This is a genomic window from Mesorhizobium sp. M0998, from assembly GCF_040318885.1.
Lineage (GTDB): Bacteria > Pseudomonadota > Alphaproteobacteria > Rhizobiales > Rhizobiaceae > Mesorhizobium.
Genome location: NZ_JAMYND010000008.1, coordinates 29131 through 49277, shown reverse-complemented (window position 1 = coordinate 49277; position 20147 = coordinate 29131). Strand labels below are relative to the sequence as shown.

The following is a 20147-nucleotide window of genomic DNA, read 5'->3' as shown; positions in this document are numbered from 1 at the left end:
AAGCAATTTAAACTGTTTAAAGGCCGGCTCTTATGCCATCGATTCCGAGCAAATCAAAGTTTTTTTGCCAGCGCTTCCGCCTCCGCGCCCAGCGTTGCGCGGTTGCGCAAGCGGAGCCGGTGCTCGCGGTGAACGATGTAGAGGCCGCTGGCGACGATGACTGTGGCACCGACCAGCGTCCAGCGATCGGGAAACTGGTTGAAGACGATCAGGCCGGAGATGATCATCCAGATCATCTGCGAATAGGGATAGGGAGCCAGGGCCGTGGTGGTGGCAAGGCGATAGGCCTGCACAAGAAGCCAATGACCGATGGCGCCGAAGACGCCAAGCATCAGCAATATGAACCAGTGCCAGCCATCCTGCGGCAGCGAAGGCGAAAACGGCAGTGTCGGCAGCAGCAGCACGGCCGGCGCCAGCGCCGAAAACAGGATCAGGCTTTCCGAGGTTTCCGTCGCCGACATGCGGCGCGTCATGATGACGTAGAAACTGTTCGATAGCATCGAGCCGAGCGCAAAGAGATGGCCGACGCCAAAAACGCCGACGCCCGGCCGGGTGATGATGAGGACGCCGACAAAGCCGCTCATGATGGCCAGCCAGCGCCGCCAGCCAGCCCATTCGCCGAGCAACGGACCGGCAAGCGCGGTGATCACCATCGGGCCGAAGAAGTAGATCGAGGTGGTTTCCGCCAGTTGCAGCGTCCGCAGCGCCAGAATGTTGAACATCGTCGATCCGAACAGGAGCAGACCGCGCGTGATGTGCGCCGGCAGGTTGGCGGGACGAAAGCGCAGCGGCTCGCGCCATCCGCGCAGAAAGACGCCGACGATCAGCACATGGACCGCGAAGCGGGTCCAGGCGACGATCAGCGCCGAGACGCCGGCCAGCACAAGGTACTTGCTGCTGGTGTCGAGGAAGGTGAAAAACACATAGACGGAAAGCATGCACACGATCGCCGCTGGCGATGTCGCGCTTTCGTCATGTCTTGGGGGAGCATTCAATTTCAGGCCGGACGGGAAGCAAGGCGGTCCCTCACCAATGCGGTAATTGTCGCCTGCGGGCAAGCCAAAACAGGCTGGCACAACGACAGCCGCCGACAGGCTCAGTTTGTTTCCCAGTGGCCGACCTAGTGGCCGACGACTCAGGCGTGCATGGGCGCCCTTGGTGATCTTGTCGACGAGCTTCTTTTCGGCGCGAAGCGCGATGCCGACCACCTTGGCATCCTCCGGCGCAAATTCGGCAAAGACGGCGCGGTTGGCCAGATCATACCCGGTCGAAAACATTTCCTCGACATAGAGCGAAACCGTCACACCACGCTCCAGCGCCCGCCTCTGGATCGCGACGAGCGTCTGGCCGTCCGCCGAAAGCACGATGACCGGCTGGATCGACAGCGGGTTGTAGATATTGCCGGCGCGATCACGGTAGGGGTCGCCGATAATGTCGGGAAATTGCGCGACGATGCCGCTGGTCAGAAAGGCGGTGACATTGAGCTTTTGCCAGACGGGAAGATCATCCTTGAGGACGATTGCAAATTTCGTATCGAACATGCGACAGTTTCCAATCCGAAAAGGGGGCCAATCCGAGGCTGCGAGTGAAGTTATGGCGCACGATCTAGACCGGGAAGCCTTTCAGGGTCTTGGACGTTTGTGCGTGGATGCAGCCGAGAACTGCATCGTACCGGCACCCGGTGCTGCCGGGATGGAACGCATCGAGGCCCGGTTCCACGGCAATGCCTTCGATCTCCATCGCCACGACACCTATGCGATCGGGGTGACGCTTTATGGCGTGCAGCGCTTCCGCTATCGCGGCCAAACGCATCAGAGCCTGCCCGGCCAGATCATTATCCTTCATCCCGACGAACTGCACGATGGCGGTGCCGGCACCGAAGACGGCTTGCGATACAGAATGCTATTTGGAGCCGTCCCTGATGCTCGATTGTCTCGGCGGCGGATCACTGCCATTCGTCGGGAATGCCGTGGTACAGATCGCGATCTCCGGGCGACGCTGCTTTCCGCGCTCGGGCCGTTGAATCAGGAACTGGACGAGCTGTTTGTCGTCGATTTCATGACGCAGCTTATGCAAAGCCTGGCCCGGCACGCCGGTCAGCCGGCGAAACCGGTAGCGAAAACGGCGTGGCGCGCCGCCAGCCTGGCGCGCGACTATCTGGAGGAAAATGTCGCGCGGATTGTACGTTCGGATGAATTGGAGGCGATAACCGGATTGGACCGTTATGCCCTTTCGCGGCATTTCCGCGCCACCTTCTCCACCAGCCCGCACCGGTTCCTGGTGATGCGCCGGCTTCAGCGGGCCCGTCGGATGATCGAAGCCGACGAGCCGCTGGCGCAAATCGCCATCGCAGCCGGCTTCAGTGATCAAAGCCATTTCAATCGGCATTTCAAGAAGGCGTTCGGTGTCACACCGGGACGTTGGTCGGCACTGACGCGGCGGCCGTCAGCGGCGAACGCGTGAGCTATTCAAGCATCTTGTCTTCGATATCCAGTTCGTCATCCGGGAGCACCATTTCGCCGTTCGACAGGTTCGCCTCGACGCGGGCAAGCAGCTTGAACAGCGCTTTCTGGTCCTTCTTGTCGAGACCCTTCAATGCCTGCTTTTCGGTCTTCTTCACCGACTTCTCGATGGCGTGGATGATTTCGCGGCCGGTGTCGGTGAGGAAAATATGCGCCTGGCGGGCATCGGCGGACGAGGCCCGCTTCTCCAGAAAGCCCTGCGCCTGCAGCCGGTTGATGGTCTTGGTGATGGTTGGCGGCCGCACGCCGAGGCGGCCGGCAAGGTTGCCGGGCGTCTGCCCATCCTCGCGGTCGAGCGCCAGCATGATCTGGTCCTGGCCGGCATAGAAACCATGCGCCAGAAGCCGGGCGGCGAGCGCCGTGCGCGCCAGCCGCGCCGCCGAATGCAGCCGGCTCATTGTTGCAGTCTTGTCCGCCTTGGCCATGCTCATCCCTCCTCGGCCGAACCGGAACGGCCAGCATAGAAGCAGGCCGCCGATTGGCAATGACGATCGAAACATTCCGGCTCGGAAAATAGCTTTGCCGGCAAGCTTCGCGGTGTTCGCCGTGGCTAATGCCAGATGTTTATTTCAGTTAGATGACAAACGACTTTCCACAATGGCTGGATGGGGACGTGACGAGGTGTTCTCAACCAGGTTTCACCGCGACCACCATCAACGCCTGATAGGCGTCCGCCATTTCCCGCAGCGCTGCCTGCGACAGCGGCCCGGCCTGCCGCGCAATGCCGTCCCGCGCGTTCGATGTATCGCGTTTGCCGGGGCGATCTTTATAGGGCGCGACGGTGGCGAATATCTGCTCGCTGAGGCTGTCGGGGAAGAACATCTGGCCGGTCATCACCGAGCGGTCGTCGGGGAAGATCTTGAAATGGATGTGGGTGGTGCGGCCACGATACCAGCCGGGATAGATGGTGGCGAAAGAAGCGATGCCGCTTTCATCGGTTCTCTGCCAGCCGCGGAGAAAGCTCTGGCCGGACGTGTCGATATCCTGCCCGTCGCCCTGTCCGGGATATCCGGAATAGGCGCCCTGGGCATCGCAATGCCAGATATCGACGCGTGCGCCGGGAAGCGGGCGGCAGGCGGCGTCGACGATTTGCAGCCGCACATTGAGGGCGGTGCCCTTCTTGCCCTCGGTGATGTCGGCGCGTTCGAGCTTCGGGTCGAAATAGAACGGCCCTTCGGTGACCTCGGGCGTGATGGCGCAGACGCCGGCACCGGCCTCGAACAAAGCAAGCCCGGCATAGGGCGAAACCTGCCCGGCCCTTGCACCGGCGGGCAGGAATATGCCGCCAGCGGTAACCGCAACGAGACCGAGCGCCTGCCGACGGCTTAGTGGCAAGGACTTGTCGGACATCTGGCGCCTCTTCAACGCGAACAGCTCCGTAAATGACCCCGCCTATCTAGGGCCCGCTGTCAGGCGGCGCCAATGAAAGTTCGGTAATGTGAGGAAAGTTCGGCAATACCAGCCCCTCTTTGGCCCACCGGTTTGCCTCGTGCAAAAGCCGAGCACACATCCTATATGGAGCCGACAATCCCTATTCGAGGCACAATATGAGCGACGCACAGACGCAGATCCCCGTAACCGTCCTCACCGGCTATCTCGGCGCCGGCAAGACGACACTGCTCAACCGCATCCTTTCGGAAAACCATGGCAAGCGCTACGCCGTCATCGTCAATGAATTCGGCGAGATCGGCATCGACAACGAGCTGATCGTGGAATCCGACGAGGAAATCTACGAGATGAACAATGGCTGCGTCTGCTGCACCGTGCGCGGCGACCTGATCCGCGTCGTCGAAGGCCTGATGCGCAGGCCTGGCCGCTTCGACGCCATCCTCGTCGAGACCACAGGCCTCGCCGATCCCGTGCCGGTGGCGCAGACCTTCTTCATGGACGACGACGTGCGTTCGAAGACCAGGCTCGATGCGGTGGTGGCGCTGGTCGACGCCAAGCACTTGCCGCTGCGCCTCAAGGATTCCCGCGAGGCCGAGGACCAGATCGCCTTTGCCGATGTCGTCGTGCTCAACAAGACCGATCTGGTCACCCCCGAAGAGCTGAGCAAGGTGGAGGCGACGATCCGCGCCATCAACCCGGCGGCACGAATCCATCGCACCACGCGCGCCAGCGTGGCGCTGTCCGAGGTGCTCGATCGCGGTGCGTTCGACCTGTCCCGGGCGCTGGAGAACGATCCGCACTTCCTCGAGGCGCATGACGATCACGACCATCATGATCATGATCATGATCATGACCACCATCACCATGATCACGACGGCCATGATCACCACGATCATGACGGGCATCATCATGCGCACCCTTCCGACATCCATGACGTGACTGTGCAGTCGGTGTCGCTGCGCGGCGGCGAGATGGACCCGAAAAAGTTCTTCCCGTGGATCGAGAAGGTCACCCAAATGGAAGGCCCGAACATCCTGCGGCTGAAAGGGATCATTGCGCTGAAAGGCGATGACGAGCGCTATGTCATCCAGGGTGTGCACATGATCATCGAGGGCGACCACCAGCGCGCCTGGAAGGACAACGAGAAGCACGAGAGCCGGCTGGTGTTCATCGGCCGCGAACTCGACGCCGAGCGACTGAAGACAAGCTTCGAGGCCTGCCAGGCCGCTTGATTTAGCTGCCCTTTCTTCCTTCTGGGAGAAGTGCAGCCTAAACGCTGGCGGTCTCTCCTCACCACGATCCGAAGCACGGGTTGAGACCCGCAGCTCAACCCCTTAAGGGTGAGGCAGCAGAAATCTCGAACGGAATGATCTCTCATGCCGACAGTCGCCCCGCTCGATCTCGAAGGCCACTGCCTCGCCGCCGTGTTTCTCGGCGACGTGCCGCATTTTGCGCTGGCCGACGGCACAATCCATCGGCTCGACCACGGCCACAAGACGGTGCAGGCCAATGACGGAATGCTCGCCGCCTTCCATGATGCGGCAAACGACCGACTGATCACCGGTGGTGAGGACGGCAGGATCTTTGCCGTGACCCCAGGCGGCAATACAACGGAATTGGCGACCGCAGGCAAAAAATGGATAACCAGCGTCGCCGCCGGGCCGCAAGGCGCTGTTGCCTATGCTTCGGGCAAGATTGCCTATGTGCGCTTTGCCGACGGTAAAACGAGGGAATTCTCGCATCCGCGCTCAGTCGAGGGGCTTGCCTTCTCGCCCAAGGGCATGCGCTTCGGCGTTGCCCGCTATAATGGCGCGACGCTGCATTTCCCGGCCGCCGACGGCAAGCCGGTCGAACTCGAGTGGGCCGGCGCCCACACCGGCATCACCTTCTCGCCGGACGGCGGCTTCGTCGTCACCTCCATGCAGGAAAACGCGCTGCATGGCTGGAAGCTCGCCGACGGCAAGCACATGCGCATGTCCGGCTACCCCGGCAAGGTGAAAAGCCTGTCGTGGAGCGCCAAGGGCAAATGGCTGGCGAGTTCCGGCGCGCCGGCGGCGATCGTCTGGCCGTTTTCCGGCAAAGACGGGCCGATGGGCAAGGCGCCGCTGGAACTCGGCACGCGCGGCAATGCGATGGTCACCTCCGTCGCCTGTCACCCGAGCCAGGACGTCGTTGCTATCGGCTATGATGACGGGATGGTGATGGCGGTGCGCTTCGCCGACGCCAAGGAAGTGCTGTTGCGCCGGCCGGGCAAAGGCGCCGTCACCTCGATGATGTGGGACAAGGAAGAGCGCCGCGTCGCCTTCGGCAGCGCCGCCGGCGATTGCGGCGTCATCGATATTTCGGCGTAGCCTGTTACTTACTCGGCTCCGCAGGATACTTTGCCGGTCAATTCAGCCTGCTTGCCGTCCTTTTCGGCATCGGCCGTTACATCATAGATTGAGAGCAAATAGCGACCGTCATAGACGCCTTCGTCGCTGGCCTTGGTCAGGATCGCCAGTTCGACATAGCCGTAGGCGTTTTCGACCTGCCGTTCGTGGTAGACGAGCAGCCGCAATTCCTTGTTGTCGAGCCAATATTGCGTGAGGTTCTGATCCTCGAACACCGTCTTGCGCAGACTGTCGGCAGCCGGCCTGCCCAGAATCTCGAGCTCACCGCTAAAATTGAAGGTCGGCCCGCCCATGCCTCTGGTGACCCCGGCACCGACCTGAAATTTGACGGCTGCATCCTCGGCGGAACACCAGATGCCGCCCGACCCCAGAGCCGCACCAACCGACGACAGCAGCGTTGCTGCGCAGACGATCGCCCGCACCATCTTGTCCCCTCCGGCCGAAGTACCATTCGGCGCCCGAAGGCGGCTCGCGGTCAAGCGCCTGTTTCCATTTAAATGACCGCTGACCCAACACAGGGCAGCCGCCCGGCCAATTGCGGTGGCGGATGCCGATTGTCTAAAGTGCGACTGAGAGGGACGCCATGAACGTCATGAACCATGCAAAGACTTCCATCGGCGGCATCGGCCCGGCCCGGATCGCCGAGTTGCGCGCGACCGAGGCAGAAGTCTTTCGCCGGGCGCGGCCAAAATCGATGGCGAAAATCGGCAATGGCCTGCCCGGCTTCTTCGGCGGCGTGCCGATGCATTGGATGAACGACTGGCGGACGCCGTTCCCGATCCTTGTCGATAGTGCCAGGGGCGCCATCATCAGAGATATCGACGGCAACCGGCTCGACGATTTCTGCCTTGGCGACACCGGTTCGATGTTCGGTCATTCGCCGCCGCCGGTCGCACGCGCCATTCGCAGGCAGGCCGGACGCGGCCTGACCTACATGCTGCCTGCCGAGAACGCGCTCGCCATCGGGCCGCTGCTGCAGCAGCGTTTCGGCTTGCCGTTCTGGCAGATCGCGACGACGGCGACCGATGCCAACCGCTTCGCGCTGCGGGTTGCCCGCGCCGTTACCGGCCGGGAGAAGATACTGGTCTTCAACGGCTGCTATCATGGCTCGGTCGACGAGACGATGGTGCGGCTGGTCGCCGGGAAAGCGGTGAATCGACCGGGATTGGCCGGCGAGTTCCGCGACCTGACGCGGGCGACTGATGTCGTCGAGTTCAACGATCTGCCGGCGCTCGACGCAGCACTCCGGGGCAACGATGTCGCCTGCGTCATCGCCGAGCCGGTGCTGACCAATTCCTGCATGGTGCTGCCCGAAGCCGGCTTTCATGATGGCTTGCGGCGTCTCACCCGTGCGACCGGCACGCTGCTTCTAATCGACGAGACGCATACAATCTCGACCGGTCCCGGCGGCTATACAAGCAAATACGGGCTGGAGCCGGACCTGTTCGTGCTGGGCAAGCCGATTGCCGGCGGCGTACCGGCGAGCGTCTGGGGCATGAGCGAAGACGTTGCGGCCCGCTATGCCGCTTATATCAGCCGGAAAGAGCCCGGCTACTCCGGCATGGGGACAACGCTGTCGGCCAATCCGCTGCAATTCGCAGCGATGCGCGCCACGCTCGAATACGTCATGACCGACGAGAACTACAGCCATATGGACCATCTGGCGCGGCGGCTCGACGCCGGGCTGACCGCCGTCATCGATCGCTATCGTCTGCCCTGGCATGTTGCTCGCGTCGGTGCCCGTGTCGAGTTCATCTGCGCGCCGGGCCCGCTGAGGAACGGCGGCGATGCGGAAGCTGCGCACGTGCCGGAGCTCGAGGCGGCAATCCATGTCGCGCTGGTCAATCGCGGCGTGCTGATCGCACCCTTCCACAACATGATGCTGATCTCTCCTGCGACCAGCGCCGCCCAGGTGAACCGGCTGATCACTGCCTTCGGCGCGGTTGCGGCAAAGCTTACGGCGTGAGACAAGCTTGCGGCATGAAACAAGCGCCCAAGCAAAGTTTGAACCTGGTCACGGCATCCCCTTCGGGCTCGACGCCCGCCGAGGCGCAGGCCTTTCTCGACGCTCATCCCGAGATCGAAGCGTTCGACATCGTGCTGACCGACGCCAATGGCGTCGGGCGCGGCAAGATCGTGCGCCGGCATGAGTTGATGAGCATCTTCGAGGGGGGCCGGCACATGCCGATCTCGATCCTCGGCCTCGACATCACCGGCGAGGATGTTCACGAGACCGGGCTGATCTGGACGACGGGCGACGGCGACCTGCGGGCGTGGCCGATCCCCGGCACACTGGTGCCGCTGTTCGGCACCCAGCCGCCGCGCGGTCAGGTGCTGATGGCGATGTACCATCTCGATGGCCAGCCGATGTCGTCCGACCCGCGGCTGGCACTCGCCCGCCAGGTAGACATCCTCGCGGCCCAGGGCCTGCATCCGGCCGGCGCCTTCGAGCTCGAATTCTTCCTGCTCGCCAACGAGCGCGACGCCGAAGGCAAGGTGCAGCCGGCGCACGCGGTGCTTGACGGACGCCGCTCGGCCAAGACTGAGGTCTATTCCGTCGACCATCTGCACGGCATGGAGCCGCTGTTTTCCGACATCTACGCCGCAGCCAAGGTGCAAGGCATCCCGGCCGAGACGGTCATCTCGGAATATGCGCCCGGCCAGTACGAGCTGACGCTCAACTACCGCAAGGATGTGATGCGGGCGGCCGACGATCTCGTGATGCTCAAGCGACTCGTGCGGGCGCAGGCGCGCCGTCATGGTGTCACCGCTTGCTTCATGGCCAAGCCGATCGAGAAATATGCCGGCTCGGGCATGCATTTTCATGTCTCGCTGCTGGACGATGCCGGCAAGAATGTCTTTGCCGAAACCGGCGGCGAAAGCTGGTCGCTGCCGCTGCTGCGCGGCCTCGGCGGACTGATCCAGACGATGGCGGAATCGATGCTGGTCTTCGCGCCGCATGCCAATTCATGGCGGCGCTTCGTCTCGCAATCCTATGCGCCGGTGGCGCCGACCTGGGGCGTCAACAACCGTTCGGTGGCACTGCGTGTGCCGGCCGGCGATGCCAAGAACCGCCGCATCGAGCACCGGCCATCGGGCGTCGACGCGAATCCTTACCTAGTGGCAGCAACGGTGCTGGCCGGTGTCGTCAAGGGCCTCGACGAAGGCCTCGATCCCGGTCCCGAAACCACCGGCAATGGCTACGAATCGGCCGTCACGCGCACGACGATGCCGGTGGACTGGCGTGCCGCGATCGAGGCGGCAAGGGCGTCGACCTTCCTCAAGGGCGCATTAGGCGAAGACCTGCACCGGACGTTCGTGGCGATCAAGCAGTCGGAATATCTGCGGGTGGCGCGCACGGTCAGCGAACTGGATTATCACCTCTATCTGCACGAGGTGTAGGGCATCACATCGTCAGCCATCCGCCGGTGAAGGCCCATGCGGAATAATTTCAACGGAACCTTCGGCGGGCTTTGCTCATTGCGTGTCTGATTGCAGGAGCGAGCAAGGCCGCCTTAGTCATGATCGCCAGGATGCAGACAACCCCGACGCCGCACCATGCCAAAGTGCAGGCAAGACGCTTGCCTGCAAGCAAGTCTCCGGAAACGACAGAAATCGACGCCAGGACGATTCCTGAACTGCGCGAAACGGCCAAGATCTGCCGCCGCTGTCCGCTATGGCACGACGCCACGCAGACCGTGTTCGGTGAGGGCCCTGATAAAGCTAAGGTGATCTTCGTCGGCGAACAGCCGGGCGACCAGGAGGACCTGGCGGGCAAGCCCTTCGTCGGTCCGGCGGGCAAGGTGTTCGACGCGATCCTGGACGATGCCGGCGTCGATCGGCTGAAAGTCTACGTCACCAACGCGGTCAAGCATTTCAAGTTCGAGCCGCGAGGCAAGCGGCGCATCCACTCCAAGCCGAACGCCGGCGAGGTGCAGGCTTGCCGCTGGTGGCTCGACAAGGAAATCGATCTGATCAAGCCCAATCTGGCGGTGGCGCTCGGCGCAACGGCGGCGCAGGCGCTGCTTGGCAAGGTGGTGCCGATCATGAAGATGCGTGGGGCCGTCGTGGAGCGCGACGATGGCTTGCGTGTCTTCGTCACCATCCACCCGTCCTTCATCCTGCGCATTCGCGAGCCGGCGGACAAGCAGGCAGAACGCGACCGGTTCCTGCAGGATATGAGAGCGGTGAAAAAGCTGATGGCCGCCTGAGCTATTTGATCAATATCGCCCGGAGATCGTTGACGTTTGTGCCGGTCGGACCGGGTGCGAAAAGGTCATCTACGGCATTGAATGCCGTCCAGGCGTTGTTGCCGGCAAGCATGGCCTTGGCATCGATGCCCGCCTTATGCATCCGCGACACTGTCGAGCCGTCGGCGAAGGCGCCGGCATTGTCTTCCGAACCGTCTATGCCGTCGGTGTCGGCGGCCAGTGCGTGGACGCCCGCCATGCCGCTGATCCCAATGGCGAAGGCGAGCAGGAATTCCGAGTTGCGGCCGCCTTTGCCTTTCGCGCGCAAGGTCACGGTCGTCTCGCCGCCCGACAGGATCAGCACCGGTTTTGCGAATGGCCGGTTGCGCGTCGCCACTTCGCGCGCGATTGCAGCGTGGACGCCGCCGACCTCACGCGCCTCGCCCTCGATGGAATCGGAGAGAATGACCGCTTCGATACCTTGGTACCTGGCTTCGGCCGCAGCCGCTTCCAGCGATACGCCGGCCGAGGCGATCAGATGTACCTCGTTGCGCGAAAAACGCGGATCATCGACAAGCGGTGCATCGGCGGCCGGCGAATTGATGTGCGCCATCACTGAAGCCGGTAGTTTCATGTCAAAGGCGGCGATCGACGCTAATGCATCTTCGCGGCTGCCGGAATCGGGAACGGTCGGGCCGGAAGCGACCAGCGCCGGGTTATCGCCCGGAATGTCGGAGACCACCAGCGACACCACCTTGGCTGGATAGGCAGCGGCCGCCAGCCTGCCGCCCTTGATCGTGGAAACATGTTTGCGGATGGTGTTCATCGCGGCGATCGGCGCGCCGGAGGCGAGCAGCGCCTCGTTGACGGCGATCTCATCGGCCAGCGTCAGACCTTCGGCAGGTGACGGCAGCAGCGCCGAGCCGCCGCCCGAAATGAGCGCCACGACGAGGTCGTCCGCAGTCAGTCCCTGGACCTTTTCGAGCAGCCGCCGGGAAGCTTCGAGCCCCGCGCCATCCGGCACCGGATGCGCCGCCTCGATGATCTCGATGCGCCGGCAGGCCGCGCCATAGCCGTAGCGGGTGACGACCAACCCTTCGATCGGCCGGTCCCACACTTTCTCGAAAGCCGCCGCCATCTGCGCCGAGCCTTTTCCTGCACCGATGACGATGGTCCGGCCCTTCGGCCTTGCCGGCAAATGATCCTTGATCGTCCTCTGGGGATCGGCGGCGGCAACGGCGGCGTTGAAGATCGAAATGAGAAAGGACTTGGGATCGAGCGCGGTCATACTGAGGTACCACGGACGCTGTGCGAGCTTCTGCGGCGTTTGCGCTGCCCCTCACCCTTACCCTCTCCCCGTATAGAGACGGGGAGAGGGTATCGCCAGCGTTGGAGCGTTTCCCTTCTCCCCGTCACTACGCGGGGAGAAGGTGCCGGCAGGCGGATGAGGGGCAGCGCCAACGTCACGATGTTGCTTCTGGCGGCAGGAGCAACTCCTGGTTATCGACGCCCAAGTAGCTACACAGCGTATCGACGACCACTCCGTGGTCCTCGCGCTCCGGTAGACCGGAGACGGCGATCACGCCGATGACGCCAGCGCCCGTGACAGTGATGGGAAAGCCGCCACCGGCCAGCACATAGTCGGCAATGTCCAGCCCCTCGCCGGGCTTGAAGCTGCGGTCGGGGCGCTGCTGCTCCAGCACAATGCGGTAGGTGCTTTTCAGGAACCGCCGCACGACGTTGATCTTGCGCCGCGCCCAGTCCGGATTGGAGGCGTTCGAGCCGGGCATTGCCGCATAGAACAGCGGCCGGTCGAAAGTTCTGATATCAACGATGATTGGCAGGTTTTCCTTGAGAGCCCGGTCGCGGATCGCCGAGCCGATCTCGAAAGCGACGGCTTCGTCGAAGGCCGAAAAGACAAGCGTGGCTTCCTGTTTCTTGATCAGAGCGATGTCGTCCGCAACGGCCATGTCGTTCCCCTGTCGATCTCGCCTGTTGCTTTGGCGGATGGCTGCCGCCCGGTCAAGCCGGCCGCATACGACGGCTAAACCGCTATATCCGCCTTGGCCGCCCGGCCGGCGACATAGACCTCGCGCACGGCGCGGTCGTCGCCGAGTGTCTGCAGCAGAAATAATTCCTCGGCGAGCGTGTCCGCCGTCTCCACCCGCAGCCGCATCGCCGGCGTGGCGCGGGCGTCGAGCACGATGATATCGGCGTCGCTGCCTTCCTCCAGGGTGCCGATCTTTTCCGCAAGCGACAGCGCCTCGGCATTGCCGCGGGTCAGCTGCCAGAAGGACTGGAACGGATTGAGCTTCTCGCCGTTCAGCGCGATCACCTTGTAGCCCTCGTCCATGGTGCGCAGCATCGAATAGTTGGTGCCACCGCCGACATCGGTGGCTGCGGCGATGCGAAGCGGCTTCTCGCGGCGGCTATAGCGCTGATAATCGAACAGGCCCGAGCCGAGAAACAGGTTGGAGGTCGGGCAGAACACCGCCACCGAGCCGCTATCCGAAAGCGCATCCGCCTCGCGCTCCGACAGGTGGATGCAATGGCCGAACAGGCTTCTGCGCCCGAGCAGCCCATAGTGTTCGTAGATGTCGGTGTAGTCCCGCGTCTGCGGGTATAATTGCTGCGTGAAGGCGATCTCGGCGTGGTTTTCCGACAGATGCGTCTGCATGTGCAGATCAGGATATTCGCGGCAGAGCGCGCCCGCCATCTCCAATTGCTCGGGCGACGAGGTGATGGCGAAGCGCGGCGTGATGGCATAGTGCTGGCGCCCCTTGCCGTGCCACTCATCGATCAACGCCTTGCTGTCGTCATAGCCCGATTGCGGCGTGTCGAGCACGCCGTCCGGCGCGTTGCGGTCCATCATCACCTTGCCGGCGATGTTGAGCATGTTGCGGTCGTGCGACTCTGCAAAGAACGCTTCGGCAGATTCCTTGTGTACCGAGCAATAGGCCGCGACTGTCGTGGTGCCGTGGCGCAACACTTCATCCAGGAACAGCCTGGCGATACGGCGGCCATGCTGGGCGTTCTGGAATTTGGTCTCTTCCGGAAAAGTGTAGGTGTTCAGCCAGTCGAGCAGTTCGGCGCCGAAGGAAGCGATGACCTGCATCTGCGGAAAATGTGCATGCGCATCGATGAACCCGGGCAGCAGCAGATGTGGCCTGTGGTCGATCTTTTTTGTTCCCTCGCCCGCCTTTTTCTCGACCTCGGCATAGGCGCCAGCGGCAACGATCCTTCCGTCGCGCATCAGCAGGCCGCCATCTTGCTCGTAGCGCCAGGCGGAATGGTCGTCGATGGTTTCTGGCCAGCGCAAAAACGACAGCGTGCGGCCGCGCAGCAGCGTGCTGGTCATGCTATTTCCCCGCGCCTTCGAACCAGGCTACCAGCAGTGCCCGTTCCTTGTCGGTGATCTGGGTGACGTTGGCGGGCGGCATGGCGTGGCTGCGTCCGGCCTGCAGGTAGATCTCGCCGGCGTGCTCGGCGATGCCGGCATCGGTATCGAGCATCACGCCCTTAGGCGCGTGGTAAATGCCCTCGTAGGACGGCTCCGCCGCATGGCACATCGAACAGCGGCCAAGCACTGTATCACGCACGGCGGGAAAATGCGCCGAGGCGACGTAGACCTGTGCCGCCGAGGACGTTTTGACCTCGCCGGTCAGCAGCTTCGGTGCCGTCGACAGCCAGATGATGACGACGAACAGGACGGCGGCGGCCAGCCAGGTCCAGGTCGGATTGCCTTTGCGCGCGTGCCTGGTATTGAAATAGTGCCGGATCAGCACGCCGATGATGAACACCAGCGAGGCAATGACCCAGTTGAACTCTGTGCCGAACGCCAGCGGATAATGGTTCGACAGCATCAGGAACAAAACCGGCAGCGTCAGGTAATTGTTGTGCAGCGAGCGCTGTTTGGCGATCTTGCCGTATTTCGGATCGGGCTTACGGCCGGCGATCAGGTCGGCGACGACGATCTTCTGGTTGGGGATGATGACCATGAAAACGTTGGCCGACATGATCGTCGCGGTGATGGCGCCGAGATGCAGGAAGGCGGCGCGGCCGGTGAACAGGTGGGTCAGTCCCCAGGCCATGAATACCAGCACCCCATACAGCACCAGCATCAGGCCGGTGTCGCTGTTGCCGAGCGGCGAACGGCACAAGAGATCGTAGACCACCCAGCCGACGCCGATCGTCGCCAGCGACAGCAAGATGCCTGTAGGCACCGACATGGCAAGGACATTCGGATCGATCAGGAACAGGTCCGCCCCGGCATAGTAGACGACGCACAGCATGGCGAAGCCCGACAGCCAGGTGGCGTAGGATTCCCACTTGAACCAGGTCAGATGCTCGGGCATCTCAGCCGGCGCCACCAGATATTTCTGCACATGGTAGAAGCCGCCGCCATGCACCTGCCATTCCTCGCCGAAGGCTCCGGCAGGCATGCCCGGACGCTGGCGCAGCCCGAGATCGAGCGCGACGAAATAAAAGGACGATCCAATCCAGGCGATACCGGTGACGACGTGCAGCCAGCGCACGGCGAAACTCAGCCAATCCCAAAATATCGCGAAATCCATCATGAAAAAATCGTCCCTGCCGATCCACTGACTTTACGGACTGGAGCGCAAACGGAAAGGGCCGAGCTGCACGATGACTTTCAAAAAAAATTGGAAAATACTAGGCTGATCATACGCAGCCACATGAGAGCCACGGAAGCCGCATGGCCTATCTCGACAACATCGCCGTTTTCGTCCGCGTCGTCGAGCTCGGCAATTTGTCGGCGGCTGGGCGCGACATGCGCATTTCGCCCGCGGTCGCCTCTAACCGGATCAAGGAGCTCGAGAAGCACCTGGGCGTCAGGCTGTTCAACCGCACGACGCGACAATTGATGCCGACCGAGCACGGCACGGTGTTCTACTCTGGCGCCAAGCAGGTGCTGGAGGCGGTCACCGAGGCGGAAGCGGCGGTCAGCGCGCTATCCGGCCAGCCGCGCGGCACCATAAAGGTGACAGCGCCGCTCGGCCTCGGGCGGCGGCTGGTAGCATCCGGAATCCCGGATTTCCACGACAGGTACCCAGATATCGAGGTGCGGCTCCGGCTTTCCGATCACAATGTCGATATCATGAAGGAAGGCATCGACGTTGCGTTCCGGCTGGGCATCATCGAGGATTCCAGCCTCAGGATGCGCGGCATCATGGACTGCGAACGCGTGCTGGTAGCGGCTCCGCAATATCTGGACGTGCGCGGCGAGCCGACCGAGCCGCAGGAGTTGATCGGCAAGAAACACGATTGCCTGATGCTGCGCTATTCCGGCGCGCGCGAATATGTCTGGACACTGCAGACGCCGAATGGGCCGCAAAAGTTCGAGGTGCACGGCCCCTACGATACCGATGATGGCGACGTGCTGACCGGCTGGGCGCTGTCCGGCCGCGGCATCATCAACAAGCCGCGCTTCGAGGTCGAGCCGTTTATCCGCGACCAGCGGCTGAAGGTGATCCTGAGCAACACGCCGCCGACGCCGGTGCAGTTCGCCGCCGTCTACCCGCACAAGAAGCTGCAGGATCCGAAGGTGCGGCTGCTGCTCGATTTCATGGCCGAGCGCTGCCAGCGGCTGATCAGGGATATTCTGGCCGGCAAATGATCGTCGGCTGGCTGGTTGCTTTCCGTCCAGCCGGCGAGATAATTCTCAAGGAATCTCGCTCAACAGGGAAAAGCGATGGCCAACGGCGCCACAATGTGTCTCGCCGTTTCACTGTCTCCGGAAGCCGCCCCTTCCCATCCGCCCGACGCCGCCCCGGACTTCAGTCTGCTGACGCGGTTCGTGCAAGAAGCCGAAGCGGCCGGTCTGGACATGGTGTTGCTGGGCGATTCCGCACCGGTTGCAGGCTGGCCGAACCGGCAAATGCGCTTCGAAGCAACCACCTTGGTGGCGGCGCTGGCGACGGTGACAAGCAGGATCGGCCTCGTCGCCGCCGCGTCGACGGTCGCCCACCAGCCCTATAATCTCGCGCGCCGTTTCGCCTCGCTCGATATCATCAGCCATGGCCGCGCCGGCTGGAACGCGAGCATGATGCCCGACCCGCGCGAGGCGGCCAATTTCAGCCGGCCGGAAGGGTTTTCCGGCGACGATTTCCGCCTGCGCGCCGAGGAATTCATCGGCATCGTGCAAGGCTTGTGGAAAGGCTGGGACGCAGACGCGCTGCTGTTCGACAAAGTTGGCGGCCGCTTCTTCGATCCCGAGAAGATGCACCTTCTCGACCACAAGGGCGAATATTTTTCCGTGCGCGGGCCGCTCAACGTGGCGCGGTCGCCGCAGGACACGCCGGTGCTGGTCATGTCCGGCCTGTCCGAGCCCGACATGGATACTGCCGCCCGCACCGCCGATGTTGTCCTGCGGGACCAGCGATCGATCGACTGGGCTGACGATCTGAAGCGCCGTGCGCTTGCGTTCGGGCGCAGGCCGGAGGCGCTGAAAGTGCTGATGAACGTTGTCGCGGTTGCCGAAATAGCCGCCGCCCCGGACGTGTTTGCGGATCGGCTCGAAGAGTGCTTTCGCTCCACAGCTTGTGACGGTTTTAACATTCTCATGCCGCGGATGGTAGCGCTCGACAATTTCGTTGATTGCGTGCTGCCGGGCCTTCGCCGCCGCGGCCTCGTTAGGCCTGGTTACCGCGGGGCGACACTTCGCTCCCATCTCGGACTTGCCGGGGAGGATCGGCAATGAGTACCGGTCGACGGCAGATGAAGCTCGGCGCCTTCCTGTGGGCGACAGGCCACCACATCGCCGCCTGGCGTCATCCGCAGGCGCATGTCACGGCCGGCATCGACATCGATCATTACATCCAGCTGGCGCGGACGGCGGAAGCGGCAAAGTTCGACATGATCTTCTGCGAGGACGCCGCCGGCGTGCGTGAGGCCAATGTCGATATCGCCAGCCAGACCTCACGCTCGATCGGCTTCGAGCCGATCAGCCTGCTTGCGGCGCTCGCGGTGCAGACGGAGCGCATCGGCCTCGTCTCAACGGCGTCGACGAGCTATAACGAGCCTTACGGGCTGGCGCGAACCTTCCTGTCGCTCGACCATCTGAGCGGCGGGCGTGCCGGCTGGAACCTTGTCACTTCCGCCAGCCAGATCGAGGCCGCCAATTTCGGCTCGACCGGACTGCGCCCGCATGCGGACCGCTACGAACGCGCGCGCGAATTCGCTGCCGTGGTTGCTGGCCTTTGGCAAGGCCAGGGTGGACACGAAGGCAGAAGTTTTTCGGTGCGCGACCCGCTCGATCTGCCGCGCTCGCCACAAGGTGCACCGGTCATGGTTCAGGCGGGAGCGTCAGATGAGGGCCGCGATCTTGCCGCCCGGACCGCCGATGTGGTGTTCACTGCGGCGCAGACATTCGAGGAGGCAAAGGCCTTCTACGACGACCTCAAGGGACGGCTGGCGCCCCATGGGCGCGAGCCGGAGGACGTCAAGATCATGCCCGGCGTCGCGCCGGTCGTCGCGGCAAGCGAAGCGGAAGCCCGGGCAAGACATGATGAACTGCAGGAGCTGATACCGGACGATGTCGGTGTCGCGCTGCTTTCCAGCTATCTCAGCATATCCGATCTCGCGCGCTATCCCATCGACGGACCGCTGCCCGAGCTGCCGGCCAGCCAAGGCATGCAGAGCCGGCAGGCGCTCGTCATCGAGCAATCCCGCCGCGACAAGCTGTCCATTCGCCAGCTTGCCCGTCATTTCGCCGGCGCGCGCGGTCATTGGCGCGTCGTCGGAACTCCGGCCCAGATCGCCGACCAGCTCGAGGCACGCTTCGAGGGCGGCGCGGCAGACGGTTTCAACGTCATGCCATCCTATTTTCCCGGCGAACTCGAAGCCTTTGCCACGCTTGTCGTGCCGGAGCTGCAGCGGCGCGGGCTTTTCCGGAAGGATTATGAAGGCAGCACGCTGCGCGACCATCTGGGCTTGAAAACGCCGGCGTAAAACGACGAGCGGAACGAAAGTCGGAGATCGCCGTTTTGGGATGCTGTGCCGCGCGGCGATGAGGGCGTCTGCGCGCATATTCGATTGACCATCCCAAACTTCGCCCTCTTTTCAAACCACGCGGACGCAACCGCCACAGGAGCCGATCATGGATGCCATCGCCACCCGCAACGACCTGCAATCCAACGCCAAGAAAGAGTGTATCGATCTTCTCAACGCCCGCCTCGCCGACGCCATCGATCTGGCCTTGATCACCAAGCAGGCGCACTGGAACGTCAAGGGACCGCAATTCATCGCCATCCACGAGATGCTCGACACATTCCGCGAGGAGCTCGACGGCCATGTCGACACCATTGCCGAGCGCGCCGTACAGCTCGGCGGGACGGCGCTCGGCACATCGCAAGAGGTGTCGAAGGCGACTATGCTCGAGGCCTATCCGACCGACATCCACAAGACCCGAGATCATCTGGCGGCGCTGATCGACCGCTATGCCGCAACCGCCAAGCGGGCACGCGCGGCGATCGACGAGGCGGCCGGCGCGGGCGATGCCGACACCGCCGACATCTTCACCGCCTATTCACGCTCGCTCGACAAATTGCTGTGGTTCCTTGAGGCGCACACGCAGGAGAAGGAATAGCCAAAACGTCAGCCAGCCATCGCCTTGCGGTGAGGGGCTTTGGACTGAGCGAACGGTGCCGCCGCATGGCCGGCCAACGCTGTCATAATCTCGGCTACGGCGAGTGCGGCGATCACCTGCGGGCGCTTGTCCTTAACGGCATCGCCGCCGATCGGCGAGACGAGGTGGGCAAATTCCGCCTCGCTTCCGTCCGCCGATTTCAGGAACCAGTTTCGGAACGTCGCCTTCTTGGTTCTGGAGCCGATCATGCCGACATAGGCGGCATCCCGGCGTTTCAGAGCCTCGGCGACGATCAGGAAGTCCAGCGCGTGGTCATGTGTAAGGACGACGAAGGCGGATCCAGCCGGGGCTTCGCGCACCATCGCCTCAGGCATCGGCGTCAGCTTGGTTTCGACCGCTTCCGGCATGCCTTTGAGCGCCTCGGCTCGCGTCTCGACAACGACGACATGCACCGGCAGCAAGGCCATCGCGGAGGCCAGCGCCTGGCCGACATGGCCGCCGCCGAGGATGTAGACATGCGGTCGCTGCGCTTCCTCGGTTTCCGCCGCCGCAACCAGCTTGGCTTCAAGCGCGGGGTCGACTAGCTGGATCAGCAGCTCGACCCTGCCGCCGCAGCACTGCCCGATGTCCGGGCCGAGCGCGATGTCGAGGGTGGCGCGGATATCCCTCCCCCTTGAGGGGAGGGTGGCGGCGAAGCCGCCGGGTGGGGTCGCGGCGGCAGTGCTCGACGCGCTGGCGGTACCTTCTGAGACGACCCCCTCTGGCCGCTCCGCGGCCATCTCCCCCTCAAGGGGGGAGAAAAGCATCTGTCGCGCTTTGTCGATCGCCATGTATTCGAGCTGGCCGCCGCCGATCGTACCGAAAGTGGCCGATCCTGAGACGAGCATGAAGGCACCCGTCTCGCGCGGCGTCGAACCTTTTGTCCGGGCCACCTCAACGAAGGCGACCCGGCCGGCGCCGGCAAGAAAGGCTTTCAGGCTCTGCACTTTCGCGTTCATCATTTGCGTTCCCTATCGGGAAATATAGAGTTTTTCGGCCTGAATTGCAC

The 20147-nt window shown here is 63.1% G+C and carries 19 protein-coding genes and 1 pseudogene; 10 read left to right on the top strand and 10 right to left on the bottom strand.

The features are described from left to right. Window positions 1-53: 53 nt before the first annotated feature. Both NKH59_RS09995 and NKH59_RS09990 read right to left on the bottom strand, forming a co-directional pair. Window positions 54-938 (bottom strand): DMT family transporter, encoded by an 885-nt coding sequence (locus NKH59_RS09995; RefSeq protein WP_353021749.1) that lies wholly within the window; start codon window positions 936-938, stop codon window positions 54-56. A gap of 210 nt (window positions 939-1148) precedes the next feature. Continuing rightward, window positions 1149-1541, bottom strand: a pseudogene (locus tag NKH59_RS09990) (DUF2000 family protein); the annotation flags it as partial. 52 nt (window positions 1542-1593) lie between these two features. On the opposite strand from NKH59_RS09990, the gene NKH59_RS09985 reads away from it, so the two are divergent. After that, the gene (locus tag NKH59_RS09985) at window positions 1594-2463 is read left to right on the top strand and encodes an AraC family transcriptional regulator (protein ID WP_353021665.1); all 870 of its coding nucleotides are present in this window, start codon (window positions 1594-1596) and stop codon (window positions 2461-2463) included. 1 nt (window position 2464) lies between these two features. Here NKH59_RS09985 and NKH59_RS09980 read toward each other — a convergent pair whose 3' ends face one another. Then, entirely contained in the window at window positions 2465-2947 is a 483-nt protein-coding gene (locus NKH59_RS09980) for a MarR family winged helix-turn-helix transcriptional regulator (protein ID WP_254816029.1), read from the bottom strand. A gap of 202 nt (window positions 2948-3149) precedes the next feature. Further along, window positions 3150-3872 (bottom strand): intradiol ring-cleavage dioxygenase, encoded by a 723-nt coding sequence (locus tag NKH59_RS09975; protein WP_353021663.1) that lies wholly within the window; start codon window positions 3870-3872, stop codon window positions 3150-3152. Window positions 3873-4069: 197 nt separating this feature from the next. On the opposite strand from NKH59_RS09975, the gene NKH59_RS09970 reads away from it, so the two are divergent. Next, window positions 4070-5143 (top strand): CobW family GTP-binding protein, encoded by a 1074-nt coding sequence (locus NKH59_RS09970; protein WP_352818669.1) that lies wholly within the window; start codon window positions 4070-4072, stop codon window positions 5141-5143. Window positions 5144-5287: 144 nt separating this feature from the next. Next, window positions 5288-6262, top strand: coding sequence for a WD40 repeat domain-containing protein (locus NKH59_RS09965; protein ID WP_352540368.1), 975 nt, complete (start codon window positions 5288-5290; stop codon window positions 6260-6262). An 8-nt stretch (window positions 6263-6270) separates the two neighbouring features. On the opposite strand, the gene NKH59_RS09960 is transcribed toward NKH59_RS09965, so the two are convergent. Further along, window positions 6271-6780, bottom strand: coding sequence for a hypothetical protein (locus NKH59_RS09960; RefSeq protein WP_352872303.1), 510 nt, complete (start codon window positions 6778-6780; stop codon window positions 6271-6273). 104 nt (window positions 6781-6884) lie between these two features. Here NKH59_RS09960 and NKH59_RS09955 point away from each other — a divergent pair, with 104 nt between their 5' ends. The 3 genes from NKH59_RS09955 (at window position 6885) to NKH59_RS09945 (ending at window position 10512) form a co-directional block, all read left to right on the top strand. Next, window positions 6885-8267: an aspartate aminotransferase family protein gene (locus NKH59_RS09955; protein ID WP_353021661.1), complete on the top strand. Its 1383-nt coding sequence runs from the start codon at window positions 6885-6887 to the stop codon at window positions 8265-8267. 14 nt (window positions 8268-8281) lie between these two features. Next, complete coding sequence (locus NKH59_RS09950; RefSeq protein WP_353021660.1) at window positions 8282-9703, top strand: glutamine synthetase family protein; 1422 nt, start codon at window positions 8282-8284, stop codon at window positions 9701-9703. Window positions 9704-9789: 86 nt separating this feature from the next. Further along, the gene (locus NKH59_RS09945) at window positions 9790-10512 is read left to right on the top strand and encodes a UdgX family uracil-DNA binding protein (protein WP_280952098.1); all 723 of its coding nucleotides are present in this window, start codon (window positions 9790-9792) and stop codon (window positions 10510-10512) included. Between the two features lies 1 nt (window position 10513). Here the strand turns inward: NKH59_RS09945 and NKH59_RS09940 are convergent, their stop codons facing one another. The 4 genes from NKH59_RS09940 to NKH59_RS09925 form a co-directional block, all read right to left on the bottom strand. Further along, the gene (locus NKH59_RS09940) at window positions 10514-11779 is read right to left on the bottom strand and encodes a glycerate kinase type-2 family protein (RefSeq protein ID WP_353021657.1); all 1266 of its coding nucleotides are present in this window, start codon (window positions 11777-11779) and stop codon (window positions 10514-10516) included. 175 nt (window positions 11780-11954) lie between these two features. Then, on the bottom strand, window positions 11955-12461 hold the full coding sequence (locus NKH59_RS09935) for a heme-degrading domain-containing protein (protein WP_353021655.1): 507 nt from the start codon (window positions 12459-12461) through the stop codon (window positions 11955-11957). Window positions 12462-12535: 74 nt separating this feature from the next. Continuing rightward, on the bottom strand, window positions 12536-13849 hold the full coding sequence (gene guaD / locus NKH59_RS09930) for a guanine deaminase (RefSeq protein WP_352830253.1): 1314 nt from the start codon (window positions 13847-13849) through the stop codon (window positions 12536-12538). A gap of 1 nt (window position 13850) precedes the next feature. After that, window positions 13851-15068, bottom strand: coding sequence for a urate hydroxylase PuuD (locus NKH59_RS09925; RefSeq protein WP_352614357.1), 1218 nt, complete (start codon window positions 15066-15068; stop codon window positions 13851-13853). Between the two features lie 140 nt (window positions 15069-15208). Between NKH59_RS09925 and NKH59_RS09920 the strand changes: the two genes are divergently transcribed. The 4 genes from NKH59_RS09920 (at window position 15209) to dps (ending at window position 19099) form a co-directional block, all read left to right on the top strand. After that, complete coding sequence (locus NKH59_RS09920; protein WP_352452229.1) at window positions 15209-16129, top strand: LysR family transcriptional regulator; 921 nt, start codon at window positions 15209-15211, stop codon at window positions 16127-16129. 75 nt (window positions 16130-16204) lie between these two features. After that, complete coding sequence (locus NKH59_RS09915) at window positions 16205-17212, top strand: LLM class flavin-dependent oxidoreductase (protein ID WP_353021653.1); 1008 nt, start codon at window positions 16205-16207, stop codon at window positions 17210-17212. Next, window positions 17209-18462 carry an LLM class flavin-dependent oxidoreductase gene (locus NKH59_RS09910; RefSeq protein WP_352469860.1) on the top strand — a complete coding sequence of 418 codons (1254 nt, stop codon included), beginning with the start codon at window positions 17209-17211 and terminating at the stop codon, window positions 18460-18462. Before NKH59_RS09915 ends, NKH59_RS09910 begins: the two co-directional genes overlap by 4 nt. Window positions 18463-18610: 148 nt before the next feature. Continuing rightward, a complete protein-coding gene (dps, locus tag NKH59_RS09905; RefSeq protein ID WP_352469859.1) occupies window positions 18611-19099 on the top strand; it encodes a DNA starvation/stationary phase protection protein Dps in 489 nt (162 codons plus the stop codon). Window positions 19100-19107: 8 nt separating this feature from the next. On the opposite strand, the gene xdhC is transcribed toward dps, so the two are convergent. After that, window positions 19108-20097 (bottom strand): xanthine dehydrogenase accessory protein XdhC, encoded by a 990-nt coding sequence (xdhC, locus tag NKH59_RS09900; RefSeq protein WP_353021747.1) that lies wholly within the window; start codon window positions 20095-20097, stop codon window positions 19108-19110. Window positions 20098-20147: the final 50 nt, after the last annotated feature.